The organism is Streptomyces sp. NBC_01465 (assembly GCF_036227325.1).
GTDB lineage: Bacteria > Actinomycetota > Actinomycetes > Streptomycetales > Streptomycetaceae > Streptomyces.
Window position 1 is genome coordinate 8,026,624 of record NZ_CP109467.1, and the last position, 24,831, is coordinate 8,051,454.

Annotated in this window: 14 protein-coding genes; 5 read left to right on the forward strand and 9 right to left on the reverse strand. The window is 68.4% G+C overall.

Translation table 11 applies throughout. The features are described 5' to 3' along the window. Positions 1 to 2: 2 nt before the first annotated feature. The 8 genes from OG707_RS37220 to OG707_RS37255 all read right to left on the reverse strand — a co-directional run bounded on the left by OG707_RS37220 (position 3) and on the right by OG707_RS37255 (position 15,699). The gene (locus tag OG707_RS37220; RefSeq protein ID WP_329126292.1) at positions 3 to 1,142 is read right to left on the reverse strand and encodes a ricin-type beta-trefoil lectin domain protein; all 1,140 of its coding nucleotides are present in this window, start codon (positions 1,140 to 1,142) and stop codon (positions 3 to 5) included. Between the two features lie 56 nt (positions 1,143 to 1,198). Continuing rightward, positions 1,199 to 3,652, reverse strand: coding sequence for an RICIN domain-containing protein (locus OG707_RS37225; protein WP_329126293.1), 2,454 nt, complete (start codon positions 3,650 to 3,652; stop codon positions 1,199 to 1,201). A 56-nt stretch (positions 3,653 to 3,708) separates the two neighbouring features. After that, a complete protein-coding gene (locus tag OG707_RS37230; RefSeq protein ID WP_329126294.1) occupies positions 3,709 to 5,196 on the reverse strand; it encodes an arabinofuranosidase catalytic domain-containing protein in 1,488 nt (495 codons plus the stop codon). A gap of 547 nt (positions 5,197 to 5,743) precedes the next feature. Beyond that, positions 5,744 to 7,933, reverse strand: a complete 2,190-nt coding sequence (locus tag OG707_RS37235; RefSeq protein WP_329126295.1) for an autotransporter — start codon at positions 7,931 to 7,933, stop codon at positions 5,744 to 5,746. Between the two features lie 190 nt (positions 7,934 to 8,123). Beyond that, positions 8,124 to 10,280, reverse strand: a complete 2,157-nt coding sequence (locus tag OG707_RS37240; protein WP_329126296.1) for a glycoside hydrolase family 9 protein — start codon at positions 10,278 to 10,280, stop codon at positions 8,124 to 8,126. A gap of 102 nt (positions 10,281 to 10,382) precedes the next feature. Continuing rightward, positions 10,383 to 11,849, reverse strand: coding sequence for a non-reducing end alpha-L-arabinofuranosidase family hydrolase (locus tag OG707_RS37245; protein WP_329126297.1), 1,467 nt, complete (start codon positions 11,847 to 11,849; stop codon positions 10,383 to 10,385). 532 nt (positions 11,850 to 12,381) lie between these two features. Continuing rightward, a complete protein-coding gene (locus OG707_RS37250) occupies positions 12,382 to 14,358 on the reverse strand; it encodes a glycoside hydrolase family 97 protein (RefSeq protein WP_329126298.1) in 1,977 nt (658 codons plus the stop codon). Between the two features lie 99 nt (positions 14,359 to 14,457). Further along, positions 14,458 to 15,699 (reverse strand): ROK family transcriptional regulator, encoded by a 1,242-nt coding sequence (locus OG707_RS37255; RefSeq protein ID WP_329126299.1) that lies wholly within the window; start codon positions 15,697 to 15,699, stop codon positions 14,458 to 14,460. Positions 15,700 to 15,962: 263 nt separating this feature from the next. Between OG707_RS37255 and OG707_RS37260 the strand changes: the two genes are divergently transcribed. The 5 genes from OG707_RS37260 to OG707_RS37280 all read left to right on the forward strand — a co-directional run bounded on the left by OG707_RS37260 (position 15,963) and on the right by OG707_RS37280 (position 22,247). Further along, positions 15,963 to 17,225 carry an ABC transporter substrate-binding protein gene (locus OG707_RS37260; protein ID WP_329126300.1) on the forward strand — a complete coding sequence of 421 codons (1,263 nt, stop codon included), beginning with the start codon at positions 15,963 to 15,965 and terminating at the stop codon, positions 17,223 to 17,225. 15 nt (positions 17,226 to 17,240) lie between these two features. Then, entirely contained in the window at positions 17,241 to 18,209 is a 969-nt protein-coding gene (locus OG707_RS37265) for a carbohydrate ABC transporter permease (protein WP_329126301.1), read from the forward strand. Beyond that, the gene (locus OG707_RS37270; protein ID WP_329126302.1) at positions 18,209 to 19,084 is read left to right on the forward strand and encodes a carbohydrate ABC transporter permease; all 876 of its coding nucleotides are present in this window, start codon (positions 18,209 to 18,211) and stop codon (positions 19,082 to 19,084) included. Before OG707_RS37265 ends, OG707_RS37270 begins: the two co-directional genes overlap by 1 nt. 65 nt (positions 19,085 to 19,149) lie before the next feature. Then, positions 19,150 to 20,685 (forward strand): arabinosylfuranosidase ArfA, encoded by a 1,536-nt coding sequence (gene arfA, locus OG707_RS37275; RefSeq protein ID WP_329126303.1) that lies wholly within the window; start codon positions 19,150 to 19,152, stop codon positions 20,683 to 20,685. Positions 20,686 to 20,741: 56 nt separating this feature from the next. Then, on the forward strand, positions 20,742 to 22,247 hold the full coding sequence (locus OG707_RS37280) for an RICIN domain-containing protein (RefSeq protein WP_329126304.1): 1,506 nt from the start codon (positions 20,742 to 20,744) through the stop codon (positions 22,245 to 22,247). 193 nt (positions 22,248 to 22,440) lie between these two features. Here OG707_RS37280 and yicI read toward each other — a convergent pair whose 3' ends face one another. Beyond that, entirely contained in the window at positions 22,441 to 24,669 is a 2,229-nt protein-coding gene (gene yicI, locus OG707_RS37285) for an alpha-xylosidase (RefSeq protein WP_329126305.1), read from the reverse strand. Between the last annotated feature and the right edge of the window lie 162 nt (positions 24,670 to 24,831).

Genomic DNA, 24,831 nt, shown 5'->3' on the forward strand with positions numbered 1-24,831 from the left:
GGCTAGGCGACCGGCAGCGGGGTCCACTTCTGGTTGACGCCGCCGTTGCAGTCCCACAGGATCAACTGGGTGCCGTTGGTGGTGGATGAGCCGGGGTCGTCGAGGCAGCGGCCGGAGACCGGGTTGCGATAGCCGCCGTTGTAGGCCTGCCACGTCTGGTTGCTGCCGCCGTTGCAGTCCCAGATCTCGATCTTGGTGCCGTTGGCGGTGCCGGGGCCGGTGGCGTCGAGGCACTTCCCGAGCGCCCTCAGGGTGCCGTCGGAGCGCGCGGACCACACCTGCGCGTCGGCTCCGTTGCAGTCCCAGAGCTGCGCGGCGGTCCCGTTGGCGCTGTTGCCGCCGTTGACGTCCAGGCACTTCCCCGCGATGCCGGAGCGCACCTGGCCGCCCGTGGAGACCGGAGGCTTGATCCAGCCTGCCGCGTCCGCCGCCTGGACACCGGCGTTGAAGGCGTCCGCCATCTTGCGGAAGCCGTTGTCGTTGGGGTGCAGGGCGTCGGACAGGTCCGCGGCGGTCAGGGCGCTCATGTCCACCAGGCGTACGTGTTTGCCCGCGTCCTGCGCGGCCTGGACGATTCCGGGGAGTCTGGCGTTGAACGCCGGCCGGTTGGCCTCCTCGGTGGCGCTGGTGGAGACGATCACGGTGCCGACGAGGACGGTCGCGTCCGGGGCGTCGCGGGTGATCTGGTCGATGAGTGCGCGGAGCCGGTCGGGGGCGGTGGGGATCTGGTAGTTGCCGTTGAGGTCGTTGGTGCCGATCTCCAGGGTGATCACGTTCGGGCGGTAGCGGGCCAGAACGGAGTCGGCGATGCCCGCGATCTGGTCGATCCGCCAGCCGGAGTGACCTTCGTTGTCCGGGTCGGACATGGTGCCGTTGCGGCCCGAGCCGACGAAGTCCAGAGAGTGTCCCTCGGCCGACAACTGGTTCCCCAGGAAGCTCCGATAGCTGTTCCCGGACGGGCTGCCCACCCCCCAGGTGATCGAATTGCCCAAGGGCATCAGCCGCAGAGCGGTGGGCGCGGCGGCGGTCCGTACGGCGGTCTGCTCCGGCGCGGTGGCGGGGGAGGCCGCCGCGGGTGACGCGGTGCCGATGCCGAGTGCGGCCGTGAGCGCTGCGGCCAGGGGTAACGCGTACTTTTTCATCGGTGTTCCTCACTGGTGCGGGACAGTGGGTGGGGGAGAACGAGAGCGTGAGCCGGTCAGCGCGGAGTGAAGTCCTGGTTGCTGCCGGCCGTGTTCTTGCAGGGCCATTGGTCGAGTTGCTGCCCCGCGTTGCTGCTGCCGCCGTAGACGTCCAGGCACAGGCCGCTGTTCTGGTTCTGGAAGGAGTACGAGCCGTCGGACTGCTCGACCGGCAGCCACAGCCCGGCGGCGGCCCCGCCCGGGGCCTGCTGCACAATGTCGGGGGTGCCGGCGGTCGTTGAGCCGCCCGCCACCGCCACGACCAGGCCGGAGTTCTGTGCCTGCAGCTGCCCGTAACCCCCGGCGACCGGCACGAACTGGAACTGCTGGTTGTTCTGCCCGTTGCAGGTCCACTGGTCGATCGCGGCGCCCGCGCTGCCGGAGGCGCCGTACACATCCAGGCACAGGCTGTCGTTGCCGATCACCAAGTGGTGGTAGCCGGCGGGGAATCCGGCACCGCCCGACGTCTGGACGCCGGCCTGCTGGATGACCTGTTGGGCGCCCTGCGGCCAACTGGTGCCGCTGACCTGGACGTTGCCCGTCAGTACGTTGTTGTGGGGAGGTCCGGTGGCCACGTAGGTGTTGCCGCCGTTGTACCAGTTGCCGGAGAACGTGCTGTCGTCGGTGTGGTTGTTGGCGCCGGCGTTGGTGAGGGCCCAGTTGCCCGCGTCCTGCACCACGTTGTGCGACACCGTCAGGTACCGGGAGCCCTCGTCGAGGTACAGCGCGGTGGTGCGGTGGTTGCCGTACATGTAGTTGTCGGAGATCACCGAGCCGGGGTTCGCGGACAGGTTGTAGATGCTGCCGCCGTCGAACATCGCGTTCTTGGTGTCGTAGATCAGGTTGTGCGTGACGGTGGTGTTCTTCAGCGTCGTGGGGGTGCTGTAGACGGGCTGGTAGTTGTACGTGCCCCGGTTGACGTAGTCCTGGCTGCCGCCGGGGTCGTTGACGCCCCAGCCCCATCCGATGTCGATCCCGTCGTAGGGCAGGTGGTCGCACTGGTTGTGGGTGATCGTCGCGTTGGTGACGTACGTGGACAGGATCGCGGCGGTCTCCTTGTAGCCGGTGCCCACCCCGCTGACCCTGTTGTTGCTGATGGTGATGTTCTGGTTGGTCATCTGCGGGTCACCGGGGTGGTGCGCGTCCGGCTGGATCCCGCCGACCTGGATGCCGCTGCCTGCGAGGTCGGTGAACGTATTGCCCGTGACGGTGACGCCGTTGGCGCCGAGTCCGGTCCCGGAGGCTGTGGCGACACCGTCGTTGCCCACGCCGAGGCCGGCCTGGCCGAGTTCGGAGAATGTGTCGCCGGAGAAGGTGATGCCGCGGGCGGCGGAGACCTGCACGGCCGCGGGCATCTGCGTCCAGTGATTACGGGTTGCCTCGAACTGTGTGCACCCCGACTTGCAGGTGCTCAGCCAGTTGGCGGGCATCGAGTAGGCACCGGTGATGTGTGCGCCGCTCTGCTGGTCCGCGTAGCCGTCGGGTCCGCTCGGGCCGAGCCAGGACGTTCCGGTGAACCGGATGCCGGCGAAGCCCAGGTTGGACGCCGGTGAGCCGTAGCTGCCGCTGACTCCCAACAGGCTCTGCAGTCGGGGCAGTTCGACGTCCAGGCTGTTCGGGTTCTGCCCCGTCTGCGCCCGGTAGTACAGGTCGCCGGCGGAGGAGTCGAGATACCACTGTCCGGCCTGCTGCAGGAACGCGTAGTTGTTCTCCAGGTACATCGTCCCGCCGGCGAACGGCGCGTTGATGGTGTCGTAGCCCCAGGAGTTGTTGTTCCACGCGGGCTGCCGCATGGTGATGGTCCTGCCGCTGATCGACTGGACCGGTGCGTAGCGGTCGGTGAAGGAGTTGAGGCTCTCGACTTCCATGTGGTTCAGGTCCGAGAGGCCGGCCAGGTAGTCGAGGGAGGAGTCGTTCACGGTCAGGCCGGTCTGGGTGAAGGTGAAGCCGGAGCGGGGGACCTGGATCGCCGCCCGCGGTGCGTCCTTGCCGTTCACGTAGAGCTGGCGCGTGTTGATGCCCGTGCCGACGTGGACCGACCAGATGCTCTTGGACTGGTCATGCACCTGCCAACCAGTGATCTGCTGGGCGCCGGACACGACCGGCTGCTGCCCGGACGCGGCCTGGTAGGTGATGGTGTGGCCGTTCTGGCCGCCGTCGTCGGTGCCGAAGGCCAGCGGCTTGGACAGCCGGAAGGTGCCACCAGCCAGGTGGACCACGACGTCCGAGTCGGCCGAAAGACGGTGCGCGGGCTGCTGCGCCTGGTCGATGGTGGCGTACGGCTGCGTGGCCGAGCCGTTCCCGCCGGGAGCCGCACCCGGCGTCACGTACAGGTCGGCGACCGCTGCCGCCGCTCGGTGTACGGGCGGAACGGCGTTCGCGGACCCGGCCGCGGCGACGCTGCCGGCGAGAAGGGCGAGCAGTGCCAGGGGTGCGGCCCAGCGGCCGCGGAGCACTCTGGGTCTGGACATCGTCATCCTTGGGGGGTGGCGTGGAGAGGGCCGGCCGCGGCCGTGAGCCGCTCAGGTCAGCTGAGGTTCCATTGCTGGTTGGTTCCGCCGTTGCACGGCCAGAGTTCGGCCAGGGCGCCGTTGGCGGTGGAGGCGCCGGTGACGTCGAGGCAGAGTCCGGACTGGGTGCCGGTGATGGTGCCGTTGGAGTTCAGCTGCCATTGCTGGTTGGCTCCGCCGTTGCAGGGCCAGGTCACGACCTTGGCGCCGGCGGTGGTCTGGTTGTTGTACGCGTCCGCGCACAGCTGGCTGTTGCCGCTGTAGACGGTCAGCTGCTGGGACGACGTGCTGGTCCAGGTCTGGTTGGCGGCGCCGCTGCAGGCCCAGATCTGCAGTTGCGTACCGGCTGTGGTGGAAGCGCTGGGTACGTCCAGGCACTTGCCGGCGCCGACCGCGTGCAGGGCACCGGTGCTCGTACCGCCGGAGGAATTGCTGTATCCGGCCGCCGTGATGTTGGCCTGGACGGCGTTCTCGGTGGCGTCCGACGGGTAGCCGGAGGTCATCACGCCCTCGTAGAAGGTGCCCTGGGCGCCCTTGCTGTTGTCGCCGCCGATACCCAGGATGATGGCGCCCTGCTTGCGCATCGGGTTGTAGCCCGCGACATTGGGCCGGACTCCGTCGTAGAAGGTCGACAGGCCGCCCGACTGCGCGTTGCCGCCGCGGATCGCCCAGTGGTTCGGGCCGCCCTTGACGATGGCGGTCGTGTACCGGAAGTTGATCGTCGGGTCATTGGCGTTGTAGTGCTGGTTCACCCCGGAGAACAGGCCGTTCTCCAGGTCGGCCATGATCCATGGACCGTTTCCCGCGCCGTAGCCCCAGACCTTGATGTTGCCGAAGTAGATGGCCTCCATGGTGCCGTTGCCGTCGTCGTTGCTGTCCGTTTCGGCGTTGCCGTAGTCGAAGCAGCAGCCGCCGTTGTAGTGCGTGCCGTCGAAGATCGCGTACATGCCCTCGGGGTTGTCCCCGGTCGCGATGCCGTTGGTGTGGTTGTTGCGGTAGCCCGTGCCGGGTGCCACGAAGACCCCGTAGGCCTTGTGACCGCCCACTGTTGTGGGCGCGGCGGTCGCGCTCGCGAGATCGTCGGGGCCGCCCGCGGCGCCGCCTGCGGGCGCTTGGGTGAGATTGTTGTGGCGGTCGGACTGGTCGTAGATGATCGTGATCACACAGCTCGTTCCAGAGCAGAACGAGTCCTGTGCGGCCGCGTCCGCGTACCCGCCCGCGCTGAGGACGCCGATGTCCCGGGTGGACTGGTCCGAGGCGCGCCGGACCTGGTAGAGCGGCCCGCTGTACGAGGCGTACAACGCGCGCGTCGTGCTGTGTGCCGCCACGCAGGACGTACCGCCTGCCGCGTAGAGGTCGCACGGCCCGGACCCTGCGGCCTGGGCCGTGCCGGTCGTGGCGCTGGTACCGATCAGTGCACCGGCGATCAGAACGACCGCCGCGAGCAGGGCTCTGATGCCATCACGCCCGAAGAGCTGGCGGTGTCTTGCATGTGTGATTCCCATCGGATCTCCCTTGCCGGCGTAACCCAGTCGGGTCCTGCGGGTAGCGCTGAGGAGTCGGAAGCGCTTGGAGGTGCCGCTATTGCAGTGGGGTTGCAGAGAGGTTTCGGAGGAGACGGTGGTCCCATCTCTGCGGGGCGTCAAGGGCCGGATCGCGGTTGCCGCAACCTTGGCGCGGAATCGCTTCAATGGCTGATTCTCGTAGACCGGCGCGGTGGAGCAGGGCCGGCGCTCCCTCGTGCCGAGCCGGGTCGGGACCGCTTGGACTCCCGGGAGGCGCGCCCCTGAACAGGGTTGATGCGCCAAGTCTGGGTGCCATGAGGGCAGTTCGGCGCGCGTAGACCACAGTGTGGGCCTTCGATCCACGCAGCGGTGCCACCTTCTCCTGGCGATGAGTTTTAGGTTGCTGCCTGGGCCGGCGTACTGACTGTCGAAGCGCTTGCATGGGATGGATTCGCGGAGGGCTGTCCGAACAGACGGCGCCGGATCTCCCGCCGGTAGTCCTCGAGCGTACGGTCGAGATGAGCCGCCGCGGTCCGCTGCCGAGTCGTCAGCCGGCGCGATGGCTGCCGCGACGGCGCCGGCCGCGACGGCGGCGGCCGGCGAAGAGCAGGGCGCATGCCGCGGCCGCGAGGGCCGTGACGGCGGTGGCGGTGGCGAACCAGGGGAAGGAAGAGCCTCCGGAGGAGCCGCCGGCTGCCTTCGGCGCTCCCTTGGCTGCGGCAGCGGGTGCCCCGGAGGAATGGGTGGCGACCAGGGCCGCGTCGTTGCCGTCGCCGCCCTTGTAGGTGAGGGCGTACTCGGTGCCGTGCACCGTGACCTTCGCGCCTTCTTCGAGCCCGGTGAAGGTGCCGGAGATCTTGTCGGTGCCGGAGTTGGCGAGGATGACCGTCTCTGTGCCGCCGGTGGGCGGCGTCGCCTTCGGGTCGATGCGCAGTTGTCCGGCGAGTGTCACCTTGCCGGTGACGTGCAGCGGCTTGCCGTCGGCCCGGACGGTGAGCCCGGCCTCGCGGGTCTGGGTGTAGTCGCCCTTGACCGTGAAGGCTCCCGCCGTGCTTCCGGTGGACCGAAGTTCGCCGCCCTGAAAAGTGCCGGACAGTCCGTCGGCGTCAGAGGTGCCGGAGAGGGTGAGCGTCGCCTTGCTCCCGTAGCGGATCGTGGCGCCCTTCACCAGGCCGACGTTCCGCAGCGTCTGGTCACCGGCCTTGGCCAGGTCCAGCGCGGTGCCTGCCGCGGTGAGCGACACCGCGCTGGACGACTTCAGGCTGCCGCCGGTGAGAGCGAGGGTGCCCTTGGTGACCTTCGTCGGCCCGGTGTAGGAGAGCGCTCCGGTCAGGCTGGTGGTGGCTGCGCCGGCCTGGGTGAAGGAGCCGCTGCCGCTGATCTTCGACAGGGAGAGGGGTTTTGCGGTGTTCCGGGATATCAGGGCGCCGTTGTCGACGACCTGGTAGAGGGGCGCGTCAGTCAGCAGAGCGCCGTCCCCGCTCGCCTTCCCGCTGCCGAGCCGCAGGGTGGCGCCCTTCTCGATCGTCGTGGAGCCGTTGTAGTACTGGACGGCCGCGAAGGTCACGTCGTTCCCGTGTACGCCCTTGATGACGATGTCGCCCTGCCCCGGCGCGGACAGTGTGTCGTGGAATACGCCGCCGCCGATCGGGGCACCCAGCGTCACCGGGCCGTTGTAGGCGAAGGCGAGGGTGGAACGGGACCTGGCCGCCAGCAGATTGATGTAGACGGTCTGCGCGGTGCCGGGCATGAAGATCTTGTCCGTGGTGCCGTCGCCCCACTGGACGTTCGCGCCCTTGATGTTGGTGCCGCGCTTGTTGACGTTCTTCGGTACCGGATGCCAGTTGATGTCCGGGTCGCTGAGCGTGGGGTGGGTGTCGCCGCCCTGGTCGGTATAGCTGTACTGGCCGGTCAGGATCACCTTGCTGCCGGGCCGGGACTGGACGTTGATGTCGCTGCCGTACTCGCGCTGGTAGAAGTTCTGCCGCAGCGTGATGGTCTGGTTCAGCGGAGTGTCGACGGTCCAGGTGCCCTGGTTGAGGACGGCGCGGGCGTTCGGCAGCGCCACGGGGAACTCCGGCGCCCCGGCGGCCGCCCCCGTGCCGTTGTCGATCACACCGGAGAACGGGTGGGTCCCGGCCAGCTGGAGCGTCCCCCACATGGCGCGGGGCTGGGTGATCAGGCCGGCGCCGCTGAGGGTGCCCAGGTTGAAGGTCCGCTGCAGCGAGAGGCGCAGGGTGCCGTCGACGCGGATATTGTCCTGATTGAGCGCGAAGCCGGGGGTGTTGTACGGGAATCGGCCGATCAGCCCGGCGCCGCCGCCCGTCCCGTACTGCAGCGTGGCGCCCCGATCGACGGTGACGGCGGGCTGATCGGGGTTGCTGACGGTGACGTAGGGATGGTTCCCGCCCAGCGTCTTCACGGACTGCCGCTGCCGCGCCTTGGGCAGGGTGAAGTCGCTGTCCTTCGTGAGGACAAGGGTGCCGCTGCCGGCGATCCGCAGGGTGCCCTCGCCGTGGATGACGCCCCCGTACGTGGTGGTCCCCGCCGGGACGCGCACCACCGCGTCGCCGGTCAGCGTCACATCGCGGCCCGCCACGATCTCGGCGGTGATGTCGCCGCTGCCGGACGCGGCGTACGCGCTGTGCCACGGCGTCAGTGAGACCAGGAGCCCGAGGACGGCGGGGAGAGTCGCGTGGCGGGCTGAGCGGTAACGGATGGTGCGCTGGTGACGCATGTGTACGACTCCGGGGGGCGGGAGGTGCGCACACGACGCCGACTGGTTCGAAATGCCAAACGTCGTACGGCTGGTCGAAGTCCCCGATTGTGACACCGGAGGGTGCGAGGGTCAACGCGATCCTTTTTGGGAGGTGAGGGGCGGCCGGGCCCGGGGTGGATCGTGCGCCCCGGACCCGGCCGCCCGTAGCTCAGGTGCAGGTGCTGCCGTTGAGAGTGAAGGCCGTGGGCGAGGGGTTGGTGCCGCTGTGCGTCCCCTGGACTCCGAAGCTCGCGGTCGCACCGGGGGCGACGGTCCCGTTCCAGCCGGCATCGCGGGCGACGACGTCGGTGCCGTTCTGGGTGACGGTCGCGTTCCAGGCGCTCGTGACGTGCTGGCCGCCCGGGTAGGCCCACTTCAGCTGCCATCCGTCCACGGCGGCCGTGCCCGTGTTCTTGACGGTGACCGTCGCGGTGAAGCCATTGCTCCAGACGTTGTCGGTCTTGTACGTCACCGCGCAGGCACCGGCGGCCGGCGGTTCGCCGGTGGTGGTCCGCTCGGCGGCGTAGGCGGAGAGCCAGGCCAGCGGGGCGTTCCAGTTGACCGCCACCTCGTTGGTGGAGTAGGAGCCGATGTCGTCGATGTAGCAGGCGGCGGGCGCACAGCCCGGGAGCTTCTCCTTCGCGACCGGGTCGTCGAGCCCGCTGTCGGGGCCGCCCGCCAGTGACCCCGCCGGGGGGTGGGGCAGCGAGGCGTCCAACTGGTGGGCCCAGAAGCGGTGGTGCTGGTTCTGCGAGAACGTCCTGCCGTAGCCGGTTACGTAGGACTGGCCGATGGCGTTGCGACCGAGCAGATAGTCCATCGTCTCCAGCGCGCCCGTGCGGTAGCGCCCGTCGCCGGTCAGTTCCCCGGCGACGGCCATGACGATCGCGTCGTTGGCCACTTCGCCGTTGGAGCCCCAGAAGTAGCCGTCCGCCGGGACGGGCACCGCGTAGCCCTGGCCGGCCATCCGGGACAGATAACCGTCGGCGGCCGAGGTCACCGAGGAACGGACACGGGCCAGATCCGCGGCCGGGAGCCCGTTGGGGACGGTGGCCAGGGTGAGCCGGCCGAGCGCGGCCGTGTCCGCCCAGCCGAACCCGTAGGGGGAGAAGGCGGTTGCGGAGGTGTGCCAGGGCGAGGAGGTGACTGCGTCCCGGTAGCCGCTCTCGCCGGTGGTGGCGTACAGCTCGGCCGCCGCCCAGTAGAACTCGTCGGTGACCTGGGCGTCTTCGTACGCACCGCCGCCCGTGCTGTCCGAAGCGGACGCGTACAGGGCGGGGTTGGCCCGGGCTGCCGTCCAGGCCCGGCGGGCGGCCGACTGGCAGCGGTCGGCGAACGCGGCGTCGTACGGCCGGAAGACCCGGGCGCATTGCGCGGCGGCTGCCGCGAGGTTGAGGGTGGCCGCAGTGGACGGGCGGTGCAGCTCGCGGGGCTGGGGGTCCTGGTCGGGGCGGAGCGGCATTCCGGTCCAGGCCGCGTCATGGACCTTGTGGAACGCCATGCCCGCGTACGGCTTGCCCTCGGGCACCTGCATCCGCATCAGGAAGTCGAGCTCCCAGCGCGCCTCGTCGAGGACGTCGGGTGTGCCGTTGCCGCGCTCGGGGACGCGCAGGGTCGAGTCGCCCAGCGCCGAATCCTTGCCCGCGCGCTTGGCCCGCTCGAAGGAGTTGACCATCAGCCAGGTGGAAATGCCGCCGTTCACCACGTACTTGCCGTGGTCGCCCGCGTCGTACCAGCCGCCCCGTACGTCCTGGGTGTAGTCGCACACGGTGGCCTGGCAGGGGACGGAGGTGTCGCCCTTGTTGGGTGCGACGCCGAGGTGTCCGGCCGGGCGAGCGTAGGCCGCGCCCGCCAGGGAGGCGTCGATGGGGATGCCGCTGCGCTGGTGGTAGAAGAACGCCATCGAGTCGGAGCGCAGGGTGTCGTACAGGTTCGCGCGGATGTCGAAGGGCGCACTGCCTTGGCCGTCCACCGACAGGACGTATCCCGAGCCGGATCCTTTGTACGAGGAGAAGTCGGCCACCTGGACGGACTGTCCGGAGGGGGCATCCGCGCCGTGCGGGGCGGTCGCACCGGAAGCGACCGCCGTCCCGGACGCGTCGCGCAACTGCCAGGTGAGGGACTGCGTCGCCGTGGTGACCACGGTTGCGCGTTTGGGACCGTCCGGCAGATAGCCGACCTGGTTGACGCGTACGGCCGTGGTCGCCGCCGCGGAGGTGACAGCTGCCGCGGCCGGCACGGCAAGGAGGCCGCCGGCGAGGAGGGATCCCGTCAGCAGAGCGGCGGAGAGGCGTCTGTGGCGGCGTAACGAAGAGGTGGGGGGCATGAGCGGCTCCAAGGTGTCGAGGTGGTCAGCGGGGGGAGTCGGCCGGGCTTTCGCCGGGCAGCCCGCGTCCGGCTCCCGCCGGAGCCGGACGCGGGCACGCCGTCAGTGCTGAAGTGTCAGCAGGCCCGGACGGTAGGGCAGAAGGCCGTAGTCGCCGCCGGAGCTGGGGCTGCGTCCCTGGTAGAGCAGCTGCAGATTGCAGGGGTCGACGGTCATGTTCTGATCGGCGCTCGTGCGGATCAGTTCGCCATGGCTGATGTCATTGGTCCAGGTGGCGCCACTGTTGGCCTTGCCGGCGAACGGATTGCTCTCGGTCGCGGCCTGGGGTGTCCATGAGTCGTTGAGACTGGTGGCCGTGAACGAGCGGAAGTAGCGGCCCTGCGAGCCGATCGCCTCGACGAGCATGAGGTAGCGGTTCTGGCCCTGGAGCTTGTAGACCTGCGGGGCTTCGAACAGGTTGTTCGTCGTGTCGCTCATGACCACGGTCGAGGACGTGCCGAAGCTGCCGGGGAAGTTCCCGATCGGCATGCTCGCCCGGTAGATCTTGCCGTTGTCGCCGGCGAAGAACAGGTACATGTTCGTCCCGTCGCCGATGACCGTCTGGTCGATGGGTCCGGTCCCGCTGCTGCCGATGCTTCCGGAGAAGAGTTCGTGCGGTGCGGACCAGCCGTTGGCGTTGGTGGGGTCGCTCGACGTCCGGTAGGAGAAGGCGGTCGCGCCCCACTGGTAGGTGAGCACCCAGATGTTCTTCGGCGCGAAGTAGAAGAGGGTGGGCGCGACGGTGCCGGACGACATCGTGTTCTGGCCGGCCGACGCCATCTCCGACCAGTTGCCGAACGGGCTGAAGTTCATCGAACCCCAGCTCGTCCCCGTGTCGTGCGTCGTCGCGTAGACGAGCTGCTTGCCGTTGTAGGGGACGACGGTGAAGTCCTTGAGCGAGGCCCACCCAGGCTTGGGCTGTGCCAGCGCGCCCGTCGATGTCCAGCGGTATGCCGACGGAAGATCGCACGCGCCGGGGGTGCCGCTGTCGACCTTGACGAGCTGCCATTGCTGGTTCGCGCCACCCCAGTCGGCGTACTGCACGACCTTGCCGCCGTCCGCGGTGGAAGCGCCCTGTACCTCGACGGCCTTGCCGCTGTTGCGGTTGATCAACCTGACGTACCCGTCAGAGGAATCGGTGAGCTTGAACTGCTGGTTGGTGCCGTTGAGGTCGCTCCACTGGACGATGGCTGCCCCGTCGGCGGTGGAGTAGTTGTAGACGTCCAGCACCTTGCCCGAGTGCTGTGCCTTGAGCCGGTAGTAGCCGCCGCCGGAATCCACGAACTGAAACCGCTGGTTGGCGGCGTCGGTACGGCTCCACTGCTGGACAGCAGCGCCGTTGCCGGTGTCCGCACCGGACACGTCCAGCGCCTTGCCGCTGCCGCGATTGACCAGCACATACGACGCGTTGGGGTCGACGGTCGCCGCGGCGGCGGGCTGGGCGCCGAGGAAGGTCGCCACGAGCAGGAAAGGTGCGAGGGCGGCGAGCAAGCGTCTCAGCCGGACGGGGGACGGATGGCGAAACCACATCAGAGGGTCTCCTTTTTTGGGGGAAGAGAAGTGTGAGGCGGCCGCACACGCCGAAGAGATCCATCTCGAAAACTTTTCGGAAGATTCCCGGAATCTCTGACGCCACAAGCTAGGAAGGCAAGGCGTTCCGGTCAAGGTCTTTCACTGACCTGTCCATAAACAGCGTCTCTCAACTGCCGTCAGCAGCGGCGGAGTTCAGTGGCCCGCCAGATCGGGGTTCCGAGAAGTGTCGGACGGGAAACGGGAATTTCTTCTGTGAGGACTATTGACGATTCACCGTCAAGCCCTCAATCATCACTGTCTGAACAGCCGGTTGTGGTTCGAGATGTCGAACCACGGTGGCGGTGAGTCATCTGAGCTGCGCGTCAGTCCTTCCGCGATTTCTACCTTGGAGGCACAGTCGACCGAGAGCGCGCTCGGCGCCGCCGCGGCACGGACCGGGCGCTGCTTCGGCACCGCCATCGCCTCGGGCGGGCTGGGTTCGCCAGCGTCGGTGAGACGGGGGCTGCAACCGTCATGGCAGCCACGCCTGTCAGGTCTGCTTGAGGATGATCGCCTGGCCGCCCGCGGGAGCCATCGCCACGTCCAGCGTGGTGGCTGCGGTGACCGTCCGGGTGCTGACCACGACCGGCGTCCGGAAGGGGCTGGTGCCCGGGGTGCCGTCGGCGTAGACGGTCGCCGTGTAGGTGCCGCCGCCCAGGAACGTCAGCGGGAGCGAGAGGGTCCGGGGCGTCTCGTCGGTCATCGCCCCGAGGTACCAGGTGTCGCCGTGGCGGCGTGCGACGGCGACGTACTGGCCGATCGATCCGGCGAGGGTGCGGCTCTCGTCCCAGGAGGTGGGGACGGCATCGAACCAGGGCAGTCCCGGCCAGTTCGACGCGTTGGCGTACTTGGACGGTGAGTCGTACCAGTAGAGGAAGTTCAGCGGCTGGTAGAAGACCGCCGCCATGGCCATCTGGTGGACGTTGGTGGTCCGGTCCCGCGACTGGCCGTAGCAGATCGTGTAGTCCATCGGCCCGCCGATGTTGCGGGCGAACGGCAGGGTCACGTTGTGGCTCGCGGTCGGGAACTGTTCGTTGCCCCGCACGCCCTCCATGCTGACCCAGTTCGGGTACGTCCGTTCGTGGCCGAACGGGCGCACGTCGTCGTGCATATCGATCAGCAGGTGGTGCTTGGCCGCCGTTCTGGCCCAGTTCGCGATCCGGTTCGTCATCGCCTGGGTGCCGTCACTGATGAATCCGAGCTTGACGCCTTCGGCGCCCCAGCTCTTGTAGAGGCTGAACAGGCCCTCGGGGTCGGCGGTGGCCGCTCTGCGGTCGACGTAGAGGATCACGCCGATGCCCTTGCTCGTGGCGTAGGAGATGACCGAGGACAGGTCGATGCCCGGTATCGGCTTCGTCGCGTCGGTGCTGTGGTCGGGGTCGCCGTACCAGCCGCCGTCGTACTCGATGAACTGCAGGCCGCGCGCCACGGCGAAGTCGACGCCCGCCATCCCGGCGGCGGTGGTCAGCTGTACGCGGAAGGCCTTGCCGGGCTTGATCCACGAGGTGTCGGTCAGCGCGCTCGCGGGGGCCAGGTTGAGCACCAGCTCGGCGTTGTCGACCAGTTCGGCGTGGGTGGAGCCGGTCACCACCGCCCGCCAGGGTGTGGCGAACGGCGTGGTGACCGTTGAGATCGTCTGGACCGTGTCCGCGCCGCGGGCGGTGTACTCCATCAGGTGGGCGGCGAGGGTGCCCGGCTGCCCGGACACCGAACTGAGCATCAGCCGCGGGAAGTTGAGACGGGAGGACTCGCAGATGCTGGCTATCAGGCTGCCGCTCGCGTACGTGGCGGTCAGTGGCAGGTCGGTCAGCGGACCGGTGTCCGTGGTCGCAGTGCCCGTGGAGGGGATCGAGCCGGGCGCGACCGGGTTGTAGGGGTCCTCGTCGCGCGCGCTGTAGACCAGGGTGCTGTCGGGGAAGGCGAATGTGGTCAGCTCGTCGGAGATGGTGGCGGTGCCCTTGTCGAGCAGTACGTACCGGAAGGCGACGCCCGTCGGGTACGCACGGATCTGGATGCTGAAGTTGATGTGCGAGGCGGTGTCCCGGAGGTTCCAGCGCATCTCCTGGTACCGGTCGCGGACGGTCGCGTTGCGGCCGTACACCGGAGTCCAGGTGTGGTCGACGGTCCAGTGCTGGTAGTTGGTGATCACCGTGCCGGCGGTCCCGAGGGACGTCCCGTCGCTCAGCTCGAGCCCGAGAGCCGAAGGGCCGACCACGGTCAGGCCCCTTCGCTTCGCCGACCAGCTGAGCGTGCCCGAAGTGAGCGACATCGTGAGGGTGTTGCTGCCGTCGGGGGCCGTCGCGGTGACCGAGGCGTCGGCCGCCGCGGCCGTCCCGGCGGCGCCCGCACCCAGCGCCGCGGCTCCCACGGTGACCGCGGCGCCCTTGAGGAGTCCGCGCCGTGAGAGCCCTCCCGGAGCACCGGCCGACGGCTGTTCGGGCAGGGCGTGGCTCGCTGAATCTGCCATGACACGTATACCTTTCCGTTGCGGGTAGTTCGACTTGAGCGCAGCACAACAAGACCCAACGCGCCTGGTGTCAGATGCAGTTGGGAACGCCGGGGAAGGTCAGGAAAGGAAACCTTCCAGGACGAGGGTCGCCGCGCCGAGGCTGACCGGGTTGCGGTCGATGGGGCAGAGACTGATCTCGGTGCCTTCCCAGGCTTCGGTGAGTGCGTAGCGGGCGGCGGTGGCCCGTACGTGCGGCAGGACGGTGCTTCCCAGGCTGTCGGCGACCCAGCCGGTGAGCACGATGATCTGTGGGTTGCACATGTTGATCAGGTTGGCGACGGCGATGCCGAGGTAGCGGCCGGTCGTGGCGATCACCTGCTGTGCGGCGGGGTCGCCGGCCGCGTGGGCGGTGGCCAGGGCGTTGATGGTCGCCATCTGGTCGTCGGGGTGCAGGAGCGGGCTGTCCGCGTCGGTCTCCGCGAGGTGCTGCATGATGCCGGGTGCGCCCACGTAGGTCTCCACGCATCCGACGCATCCGCGGCGGCACGTACGGCCGTCGATGACCAGGTTGGTGTGGCCCCACTCGCCGGCCGTGTTCGTGGCCCCGCGGTAGAGCGTCCCCTGGACGGCAAGGCCCGCGCCGACGCCGGTTCCCAGGGTGAGAACGGCGACGTCGTCGTGGCCGCGAGCGGCACCGAACCACAGTTCGGCGACGGTACTCGCACGCAGCGGGTTGTCCAGGATGACCGGCACATCGGGGAGCCGCTCGGTGAGCAGGGCCAGCAGTGGCACGTCACTCCACCGCCAGTTGGCGGCGAAGACGGAAGCCGTGCCGTCCGGCCGAACCTGGCCGGGAATGCTGACGCCGATCCCGAGAATCCTGCCGCGCTCCACCTGGGCCTGCGCGATCGCGTCGTCGACTCCGCGGACGATGCGGCCCACGACGTACTCCGGCGAGTTGGCGTGCGGATGCAGTTCGTACTCGGCTCTGGCCAGAACCCGCAGAGCGGGATCGAAGACCTCGACGTGGACGTAGGTCTCGGCGATGTCGACGCCGATGAGCCGGGGGCCCTCGGGGGCGGGCGCGAGAAGGTTCCGAGGGCGTCCGCCTCCCGAAGCCTGCTGTCCGATCTCGGCCAGCAGCCCCAGCTCGTGCAGCTCGCTGACGATGTCGGAGGCGGTGGCCACCGACAGGCCCGTAGCGGCGGCGATGTCGCGTCTGACGACGGGCGCCGAGGCGATGAGATGCCGCATCACCGCGAAACGGTTGGTCCGTCGAATGTCCTGGTACGTCCGCTTCAACGACGTTGTCCTGTGCTCGATGGGGCTGGGGCGCCCGATCGTATCCACGGGTTGCACGCCGCCGGAACTGTCGTGCACAGACTTTTTCTGACTTGTTGACGAAGGGGTGTAGCGCGCATAACCTGCGTCTCGCTCGGCTCGCTACGACCCCGTCAGCGGCAGGGTTTCCCCCCTCCGACCGCGTGCCCCCACCCCGCGGGCTTCGCGTCGCGCTCCTACCGGCCGCACTGTGCGGCCGTGCTCAGCGCCATCACCCGCCGGTCGCGGCCTCGTCCCCAACGGCCGGACCCACACCCGTACCTTCACAGCAGAGGAAGCCCATGTCTCCTGAGCTGAACCCCAGCAGATCCCTCGGCCGCAGGTCCTTCCTGCGCGCCTCCGGCACCGTGGCGGCGGCGGGATTCCTCGCCGCGTGCGGCGGGAACACCGGTCGCGGCGGCGGCAAGGCGGCGATGAGCCAGTGGTACCACCAGTACGGCGAGGCAGGCACCCAGCAGGCGGCGCTGCGGTACGCGAAGGCGTACACCAAGGCCGACGTGTCGGTGCAGTGGATCCCCGGTGACTACGCCTCCAAGCTTTCCAGCGGCCTGGTCTCCAGCAGCGGCCCCGACGTCTTCGAGTTCCACCCCGACGTCCAGATGGCCAAGTCCGGGCAGATCGTGCCCCTCGACGACATCATCGCGGACGTCAAGTCCGACTTCACGGACAAGGACCTGGCCGCCAACTCGGTCGACGGCAAGGTCTACGGCATCCGCATGATCGACGATCCGCAGTTCCTGTACTACCGCAAGAGCCTGCTGGAAAAGGCAGGCGTCCAGCCCCCGACCACCTTCGACGAGCTGATGGACGCCTCACGCAAGCTCAACAAGGACGGGGTCAAGGGCCTGTACCTCGGCCTGAAGGCCGGCAGCGACATCCTGGCCAGCCCCCTGGTCTGGGCCACCGGCAGCGAACTGCTGACCGCCGACCACAAGGTCGCCTTCGACACCCCGGCGACTGTCGAGGGCCTGAAGAAGATGCGCGAGCTCTACACCAGCAAGACACTGCTGCTCGGCGCCCCCACCGACTGGTGGGACCCGTCGGCGTTCATTCAGGGCCTGACGGCGATGCAGTGGTGCGGCCTGTGGGCGATGCCCGGCATCCAGAAGGCGCTGGGCGACGACTTCGGCATCGTCCCACTGCCCGGCATCGGCAGCGCCGGCCGCCCGGTGGTCTACAACGGCGGCTGGTCCACGTACGTCAGCGCCAAGGCCAAGGACGTCGACGCGGCCAAGGCGTTCGTGAAGTGGCTGTGGATCGAGCAGACGAAGCTCCAGGAGGACTGGTGCACCTCCTACGGCTTCCACATCCCCCCGCGCAAGAGCCTGGCGGCGAAGGCCACCAAGCTGCAGAGCGGCACCGCCGCCCAGGCGGTGCAGCTCTTCGGTTCCAACGGGCACTACGACGACCCGTACTGGACCCAGGGCATGGCCACGATCTCCCAGGACATGGTGAACAACGCCGTGGTCAGCGGCAAGAACCCCGAGTCCGAAGTGGCCAAGGCCCGCACCCGGGTCGAGGCCGAACTCAAGAAGATCGCCTGAGGGGCCCCGACCAGCATGACAACCACCACCACCGGTGGCACCCGGCCGGGCGCCACCGCGCCAACCGCCCCTGCGGCAAAGGCGATACGTGCCAGGCACGGGGCGCGAGGCAGCACCCTCACCTTCTGGCTCTTCGCGGGTCCCTTCCTCGCCGGTCTCCTGCTGTTCGTCTACGTTCCGGTCGGCTGGAGCTTTTACCTGAGCCTCTTCCAGGCCCAGAACACGGTCGCCCCGACGAAGTTCGTCGGCCTGGACAACTACAAGGACATCCTCACCGAGGGACCGTTCACCGACAGCCTGTGGACCTTCACGCTCTTCGCACTGATCGTCGTCCCTCTCACCTACGCCCTGGCGTTGGCGCTCGCGCTGCTCGTCCACCGCATCCGCGTCGCCCGCGCCTTCTTCCGCTCGGTGTTCTTCATACCCACCGCCTGCTCGTACGTCGTGGCCTCGATGGTGTGGAAGCTGTCGATCTTCAACGGGGTGCGCTTCGGTCTCGCCAACACCGTCCTGAGCTGGTTCGGGATCGAACCCGTCGCCTGGATCGGCACCGTCTCCCCGCCCTGGTACTGGCTGGTGCTGGTCACCGTACGGCTCTGGCTCCAGCTCGGCTTCTACATGATCCTCTTCCTGGCCGCCCTCCAGCAGATCCCCAAAGAGCTGTACGAAGCTGCCTGGACGGACGGTGCCCGGCCCGGCTGGCAGACCTTCCGGCACATCACCCTGCCGCAACTGCGCACGACCTCGGTCGCCGTGGTGCTCCTCCTGCTGATCGCGGCCTACCAGGCGTTCGACGAGTTCTACAACCTGCTGCCCAACACCCCTTACGCACGGCCGCCGTTGGTCTACCTCTACTACACGGCACTCGGACAGGGGCAGGACTTCGGCCACGGCAGCGCCGGGGCGCTGGTGCTGTCGGCGCTCATCACGATGGTGACGCTGCTGCAGGGCAGGATCTTCGGCTTCGGAAAGGCGGACAGCTGATGGCCACCTCCTCCACCACCACCCATGCCCCCAGCCGTTCACGCGCGAGGCGCGGACGGGGCGGCAGCGTCGCCGTCTACACCGTCGCCGCCGTCGCGGCGCTGCTGTTCCTGGTCCCGTTCTATCTGCTGATCCGCAACAGCCTGGCCAGCGACGCCGACCTCACGGGGGCGAAGTGGAAGTTCTTTCCGACCTCGCTGCACTGGGAGAACATCTCCGAGTTGTTCAACGACCCCGCGGTACCCATGGCGCACAGCATGTGGAACTCGCTCGTCGTCGGAGTGCTCGGCACCGCCGGGCAGCTGCTGGTCTGCTCCCTGGCCGGCTACGCAATGGCCCGCATCCCGTACCGGCACGCCAACAAGATCTTCTACGCGGTGCTGACCACCCTCATGATCCCCAGCGCGGTCACCTTCGTGCCCAGCTTCGTCCTCGTGTCGTCACTGGGCTGGGTCTCCAGCCTGCAGGGTCTGATCGTGCCCGGCCTGTTCAGCGGCTTCACCGCCTTCCTCTTCCGCCAGTACTTCCTCGGCTTCCCCAAGGAACTGGAGGAGGCCGCCCGGATCGACGGTCTCGGCAGCTGGGGCACGTACTGGCGGATCGTCGTCCCCAACTCCACCGGCTTCTTCGCGGCCATCGCGGTGATCACCTTCATCACCAACTGGAACGCCTTCCTGTGGCCGCTGGTCATCGGCCAGGACCAGTCCAGCTGGACGGTGCAGGTGGCCCTGTCGACCTTCACCACCGCACAGACCGTCAACATCCACGAGCTGTTCCTCGCCGCCACCGTGTCCATCCTGCCGCTGGTGTTCGTCTTCCTTTTCCTCCAGCGATACCTGGTCCAAGGCGTCGCACAGACCGGCATCAAGGGCTGACCGCAGAGCGTCCCGGTAGCCGTACCGAACGCCACTCTTCGCACCGATCCACCTCGGAGTGACCCATGACCAACCCCGTCAGCCACCCGCCGCTCGCAGCGGCCATACATCTGGACCCGAACTTCACCGTCGGCGAGGTGAATCCGCGACTGTTCGGTTCCTTCGTCGAGCACCTCGGCCGCTGCGTCTACACCGGCGTCTTCGAACCGGACCACCCCAGCGCCGACGAGGACGGACTGCGCACCGACGTCCTGGCCCTGATCCGGGAACTGGGCGTCACCATGGTCCGCTACCCCGGGGGCAACTTCGTCTCCGGCTACCGCTGGGAAGACGGAGTCGGCCCGGCGGAGCAGCGGCCGCGCCGACTGGACGGCGCCTGGCAGACCGTCGAGACGAACCAGTTCGGGCTGAACGAGTTCATGCGCTTTGCGGCCAAGGCCGCCGTCGAACCAATGCAGGCAGTCAACCTCGGCACCCGCGGGCTCCAGGAAGCACTCGACCTCCTGGAGTACACCAACCACCCCGGCGGCACGGCCATCTCCGAGCTGCGCCGCGCGCATGGCGTGGACAAACCGCATGGCATCCGGCTGTGGTGCCTGGGCAACGAGATGGACGGCCCCTGGCAGCTCGGCCACAAGAGCGCCGAGGAATACGGACGCCTCGCCGCCGTCACCGCAAAGGCCATGCGCGATGTCGACCCCGGTCTGGAGCTGGTCGCCTGCGGAAGCTCCAACCGCTCCATGCCGACCTTCGGCGCCTGGGAGGCGACGGTCCTGGAACACACCTACGACCTCGTCGACTTCATCTCCTGCCACGCCTACTACGAGGAAAGCGACGGCGACGTCGACAGCTTCCTCGCCTCGGCCGCAGACATGGAAGCCTTCATCGACGGGGTGGTCGCCACCGCCGACCACATCGGAGCCAAGCGTCACTCCGGCAAGCGGATCAACCTCTCCTTCGACGAGTGGAACGTCTGGTACCAGAGCCGGCCGGTCAACAACACCGACACCCCCGACTGGAGCGTGGCCCCGCGCCAGCTCGAGGACGTCTACACCGTCACCGACGCCGTCGTGGTCGGCAGCCTCCTGATCACCCTGCTGCGCCACTGCGACCGCGTCACCGCGGCCTGCCTCGCCCAGCTGGTGAACGTCATCGCTCCCATCATGACCGAGCCCGGCGGCCCGGCCTGGCGGCAGACCATCTTCCACCCCTTCGCCGAAGCGGCCCGCTATGGCCGCGGCCAGGTGCTCCGGCTCGCCCTGGACAGCCCCGTCCACGACACCGTCCGTTACGGCGAGGTGCCCCTGCTGCACGCGACCGCCGTCCAGCAGGAGGACGGGACGCTCACCGTCTTCGCCGTCAACCGGGACACCACGAGACCGCTCGAACTCACCGCAGACCTGCGGGCATTCGGCCCGGTGGCCGGGCAGGTGACGCACACCGCTCTGGCCGACTCCGACCGCCACGCGGCCAACACGCTCCACCATCAGGACCGCGTGACGCCGAAGCAGATGACCGGCACCGTCGTGGACGGCGGACGGCTGGCCGCGCTGCTGCCACCGATGTCCTGGAACACCATCACCATCCCGCTCGCCCCGTGAGCGGCTCCAGGATGTGCCCCCGCTCCGTCCCCGGACCTCAACGGAAAGGCAAGACCATGCCAGGCACCACATCGCACAGCACACCGCCGGCGCGCGCCCGGTGGCGGACTGCCCTCGTCACGCTCCTGACCCTGCTCGGCGGCCTCGCCGCCCTGCTGGTCCCCGCCACACCGGCACAAGCGGCCCCGGTGGCGTTCACGACGGGCGCCGACCGCACCGACCAGAACGGCAACACCCTGCAGTTGCACGGTCTGGGCATTGTCAAGGTGGGCAGTACCTGGTTCGGCTTCGGCGAGGACAAGACCGGCAGGACGGGGGGCGACACGTCGTTCCAGGACATCGCCTGCTACTCCTCGACCGACCTGGCGAACTGGACCCACCGGGGCCAGGCCCTGAGTCTGCAAGCCGACGGTGACCTGGGCCCCAGCCGCATCGTGGAGCGTCCGAAGGTCATCTACAACAAGTCGACCAGTACGTACGTGATGTACCTGCACATCGACAGCACCAACTACGCCGAGGCCAAGGTCGGTGTGGCCACCAGCAGCACCCCGTGCGGCCCGTACACGTACCGGGGAAGCTTCCGGCCGCAGGGCAATCTCAGCCGGGACATCGGCCTGTTCCAGGACACCGACGGCACCGGCTACCTGCTGAGCGAAGACCGCAACAACGGCCTGCGCATCTACAAGCTGTCCGCCGACTACCTCTCCGTGGACAGCGCGGTGGCGGTGCTGGGCAGCGCCGGCAGCAGTGGCAGTGTCGAGTCGCCCGCCATGGTGAAGATCGGCGGGATGTATTACGTCTTCGGCTCCCACCTGACGGGCTGGAGCCTGAACGACAACGTCTACGCCACCGCCACGTCACTGAGCGGCCCGTGGTCGGCGTTCCGGAACTTCGCCGCCCCCGGCACCCGCACCTACGGCAGCCAGACGGCGAACGTCATCACGGTCCAGGGCACCTCCGGCACCACGTACATCTACGCCGGTGACCGCTGGGACACCACCAACCTGGGTGCGTCGAAGCTGATCTGGCTGCCGCTGACCATCCGGGGCACGACGGTGAACCTCGGCCAGTACCCGACCTGGTCCCTCGACGTGGATGCGGGCACGTGGACGGCCGGCAGCGGGATCCCGTCGGAAGGCGTCCACACTCTGAAGAACGTCAGCAGCTCGATGCTGATGGACGTCGCCGGTGGCTCCACGACAACCGGCTCCAAGATCATCCAGTGGGCGTCCAACGGCGCTGCGAACCAGCAGTGGACCCTCACGCGGGTGGCGGACAACATCTACACGCTCAAGAGCGTCAAGAGCGGCCTGTGCCTGGACGTCCCGAGCAAGTCGACCACCACCGGCGTCCAGTTGCACCAGTGGACCTGCAACGGCCAGCCGAACCAGCAGTGGGCGCTCGACCTGACCGGAAGCTACACCGGCAGTAACTACATGCTGGTGGGCATCGGCAGCGGGCTGCACATCGGCGTCGCGGGCTCCACCGTCCAGGGAGCTGCGGTGGACCAGGAACTCGGCGGCAGCGCGAGCGCCAACACCGAGACGTGGACCGTCTCCTGACCGAACGCCCCGGCGGCCCCCGCCACCGAATCACAGTGAACTCGGGAACCACTCGGTCACAGCTCCGCCCTCCTCAACTGCCGGTTGAGGAGGGCGGACAGGTGCACCGACCGCATCGCGATCAGCGCCGATCAGGCAGGCCAACGCTGCTCGGTCGCCCCCCGAGCCACCCCCGGCGTTTCGGATCAGCTGCTCACAGCTCCCTGACGTGCGGCACCGCGCCCCCGTCCGGCGCCGTCACCGTCACGACGCCGCCTCCCGTGTCCCGGCTCACCTGGTAGGTCGCGGCCGTGCAGCCTTCATGGTCGGGAAGCCTGACGGTCGCGTCGTGCACTCCGGGCGCGACGAGCAGGGTGAGGCCGTCGGCCCAGTCGCCGTCGGGGCGCTGCTCGTGTGCGCCGAGGGGGATCACTGCGCCCGGGCGGACGTACAGCGGCAGGCTGTCGAAGCCATGGGTCTCACGGCGCCAGGCCGGACCCTGCACCCGTTCGCCCGTCAGCAGATGCGTCCAGGTGCCTTCGGGGAGGTAGAACTCGACGTCGCCGTCCTCGGTGAACACCGGCGCCACGAGCAGGTCCGGGCCGAGCATGTACTGCCGGTCGAGCGTGCGGGACGTCGGGTCCTCGGGGAACTCCAGGAGCATCGGCCGCATCAGAGGCACACCGTCACGGTGGGCCTCGGCCGCGGCTCCGTACAGATACGGCATCAGGCGGTGCTTGAGCCGAGTGAACTTCCGTGTCACATCGACTGCTTCATCGCCGAACTCCCACGGCACCCGGTACGAGCTGGAACCGTGCAGGCGGCTGTGCGACGACAGCAGGCCGAAGGCGAGCCAGCGCTTGAAGACGGCCGCGTCGGGCGTGCCTTCGAAGCCGCCGATGTCGTGCGACCAGAAGCCGAAACCGGACAGAGACAGAGAGAGCCCGCCGCGCAAGGACTCCGCCATCGCACCGAACGACGACCAGCAGTCGCCGCCCCAGTGCACCGGGAACTGCTGGCCGCCCGCCGTGGCCGAGCGCGCGAACAGCACCGCCTCGCCGGTGCCGCGTTCCTTCTGCAGCAGCTCGAAGACGACCTGGTTGTACAGGTGTGTGTAGTAGTTGTGCATACGCTCCGGGTCGGAGCCGTCGTGCCACACGACATCGGTGGGGATGCGTTCGCCGAAGTCCGTCTTGAAACAGTCGACCCCCTGGTCGAGGAGCACCTTCAACTTGCCCTGGAACCAGGCGCAGGCGTCGGGGTTCGTGAAGTCGACCAGGCCCATGCCGGCCTGCCACAGGTCCCACTGCCAGATGTCGCCGTTCGGCCGCCGCACCAGATACCCCTGCTGCGCGGCCTCGTCGAACAGGGCGGACTTCTGAGCGATGTACGGGTTGATCCAGACGGAGATTCGCAGGCCGCGCTCCTTGAGGCGGGCCAGCATGCCCTCCGGGTCGGGGAAGACTGCCGGGTCCCATTGGAAGTCCGACCACTGGTACTCGCGCATCCAGAAGCAGTCGAAGTGGAAGACGCTCAGCGGGATGTCCCGTTCGGCCATGCCGTCGACGAAGGACGTGACGGTCTCCTCGTCGTACTGCGTGGTGAACGACGTGGTCAGCCACAGACCGAAGGACCAGGCCGGCGGCAGAGCCGGGCGGCCGGTGAGCGCGGTGTAGCGGCGCAGTACGTCCTTGGGGGTGGGGCCTGCGACGACGTAGTACTCGAGTGTCTGGTCCTCGACGCTGAACTGCATGTGACCGACCGACTCGGAGCCGATCTCGTAGCCGACCCTGCCGGGGTGGTTGACGAATACTCCGTACGCGCCGGCGGGGGAGAGGTGGAGGCTGAACGGCACGTTCTTGTAGGCCTGTTCGCTACTGGTGCCGCCGTCGGCCTGCCACATGTCGACGACCTGGCCGTTCTTCACGAACGGCGTGAAGCGCTCGCCGAGGCCGTACACCTGCTCGCCGACGCCGAGCGCGAGCTGTCCGGCCATGTGGTGGGTGCCGTCGGCGGTGGTGAAGAAGGCCGTGCCCTTGCGGCCCGCCTGCGTCACCTCACGTCCGTGCTCGTCGCGGAATGAAAGCGTCCAGGGCTCGGCCGCGTCCAGGCGGACGGACAGGGCGCCGCTCGTCAGCTCGACAACGTTGCCATCGCGGCGCACCTGCCCGGCGGGGGCGTGCGCTCCGGGCAGTACGAAGTCGGGGCCGGGGCGGCGCTTGCCCGAGTGGTGCGTGATGCGGACGCCGATGACGCCCTCGGCGGGGGAGAAGCAATCTGCGGTCAGCAGGGGTGAGTTGAGAGTGTCGCCGCGCCGCTCGACGCGCTTGGTTGCGGCGTACGCGGTGAATCGGTCGGTGCTTGTACGGATGTCTCGGGCTTCGGTGGCGTACGAGGCCTGGACCCCGTCGCTCATCAGCCAGAAGCCGTCGGTGAACTTCATGCCGCCATTTGATCGCATGAAAAACAAAAGGGCAAGGGGTGCAAGACGGTCATCTGTCGAAGCGCTTCGATTTCTATAACACCAGGTGGGAGGGCATTTCCTAAAGGGTGTCTACGTCTGGGGGGCTAGCGCATCGACGATGCATGGCGTATTAGTCATGTC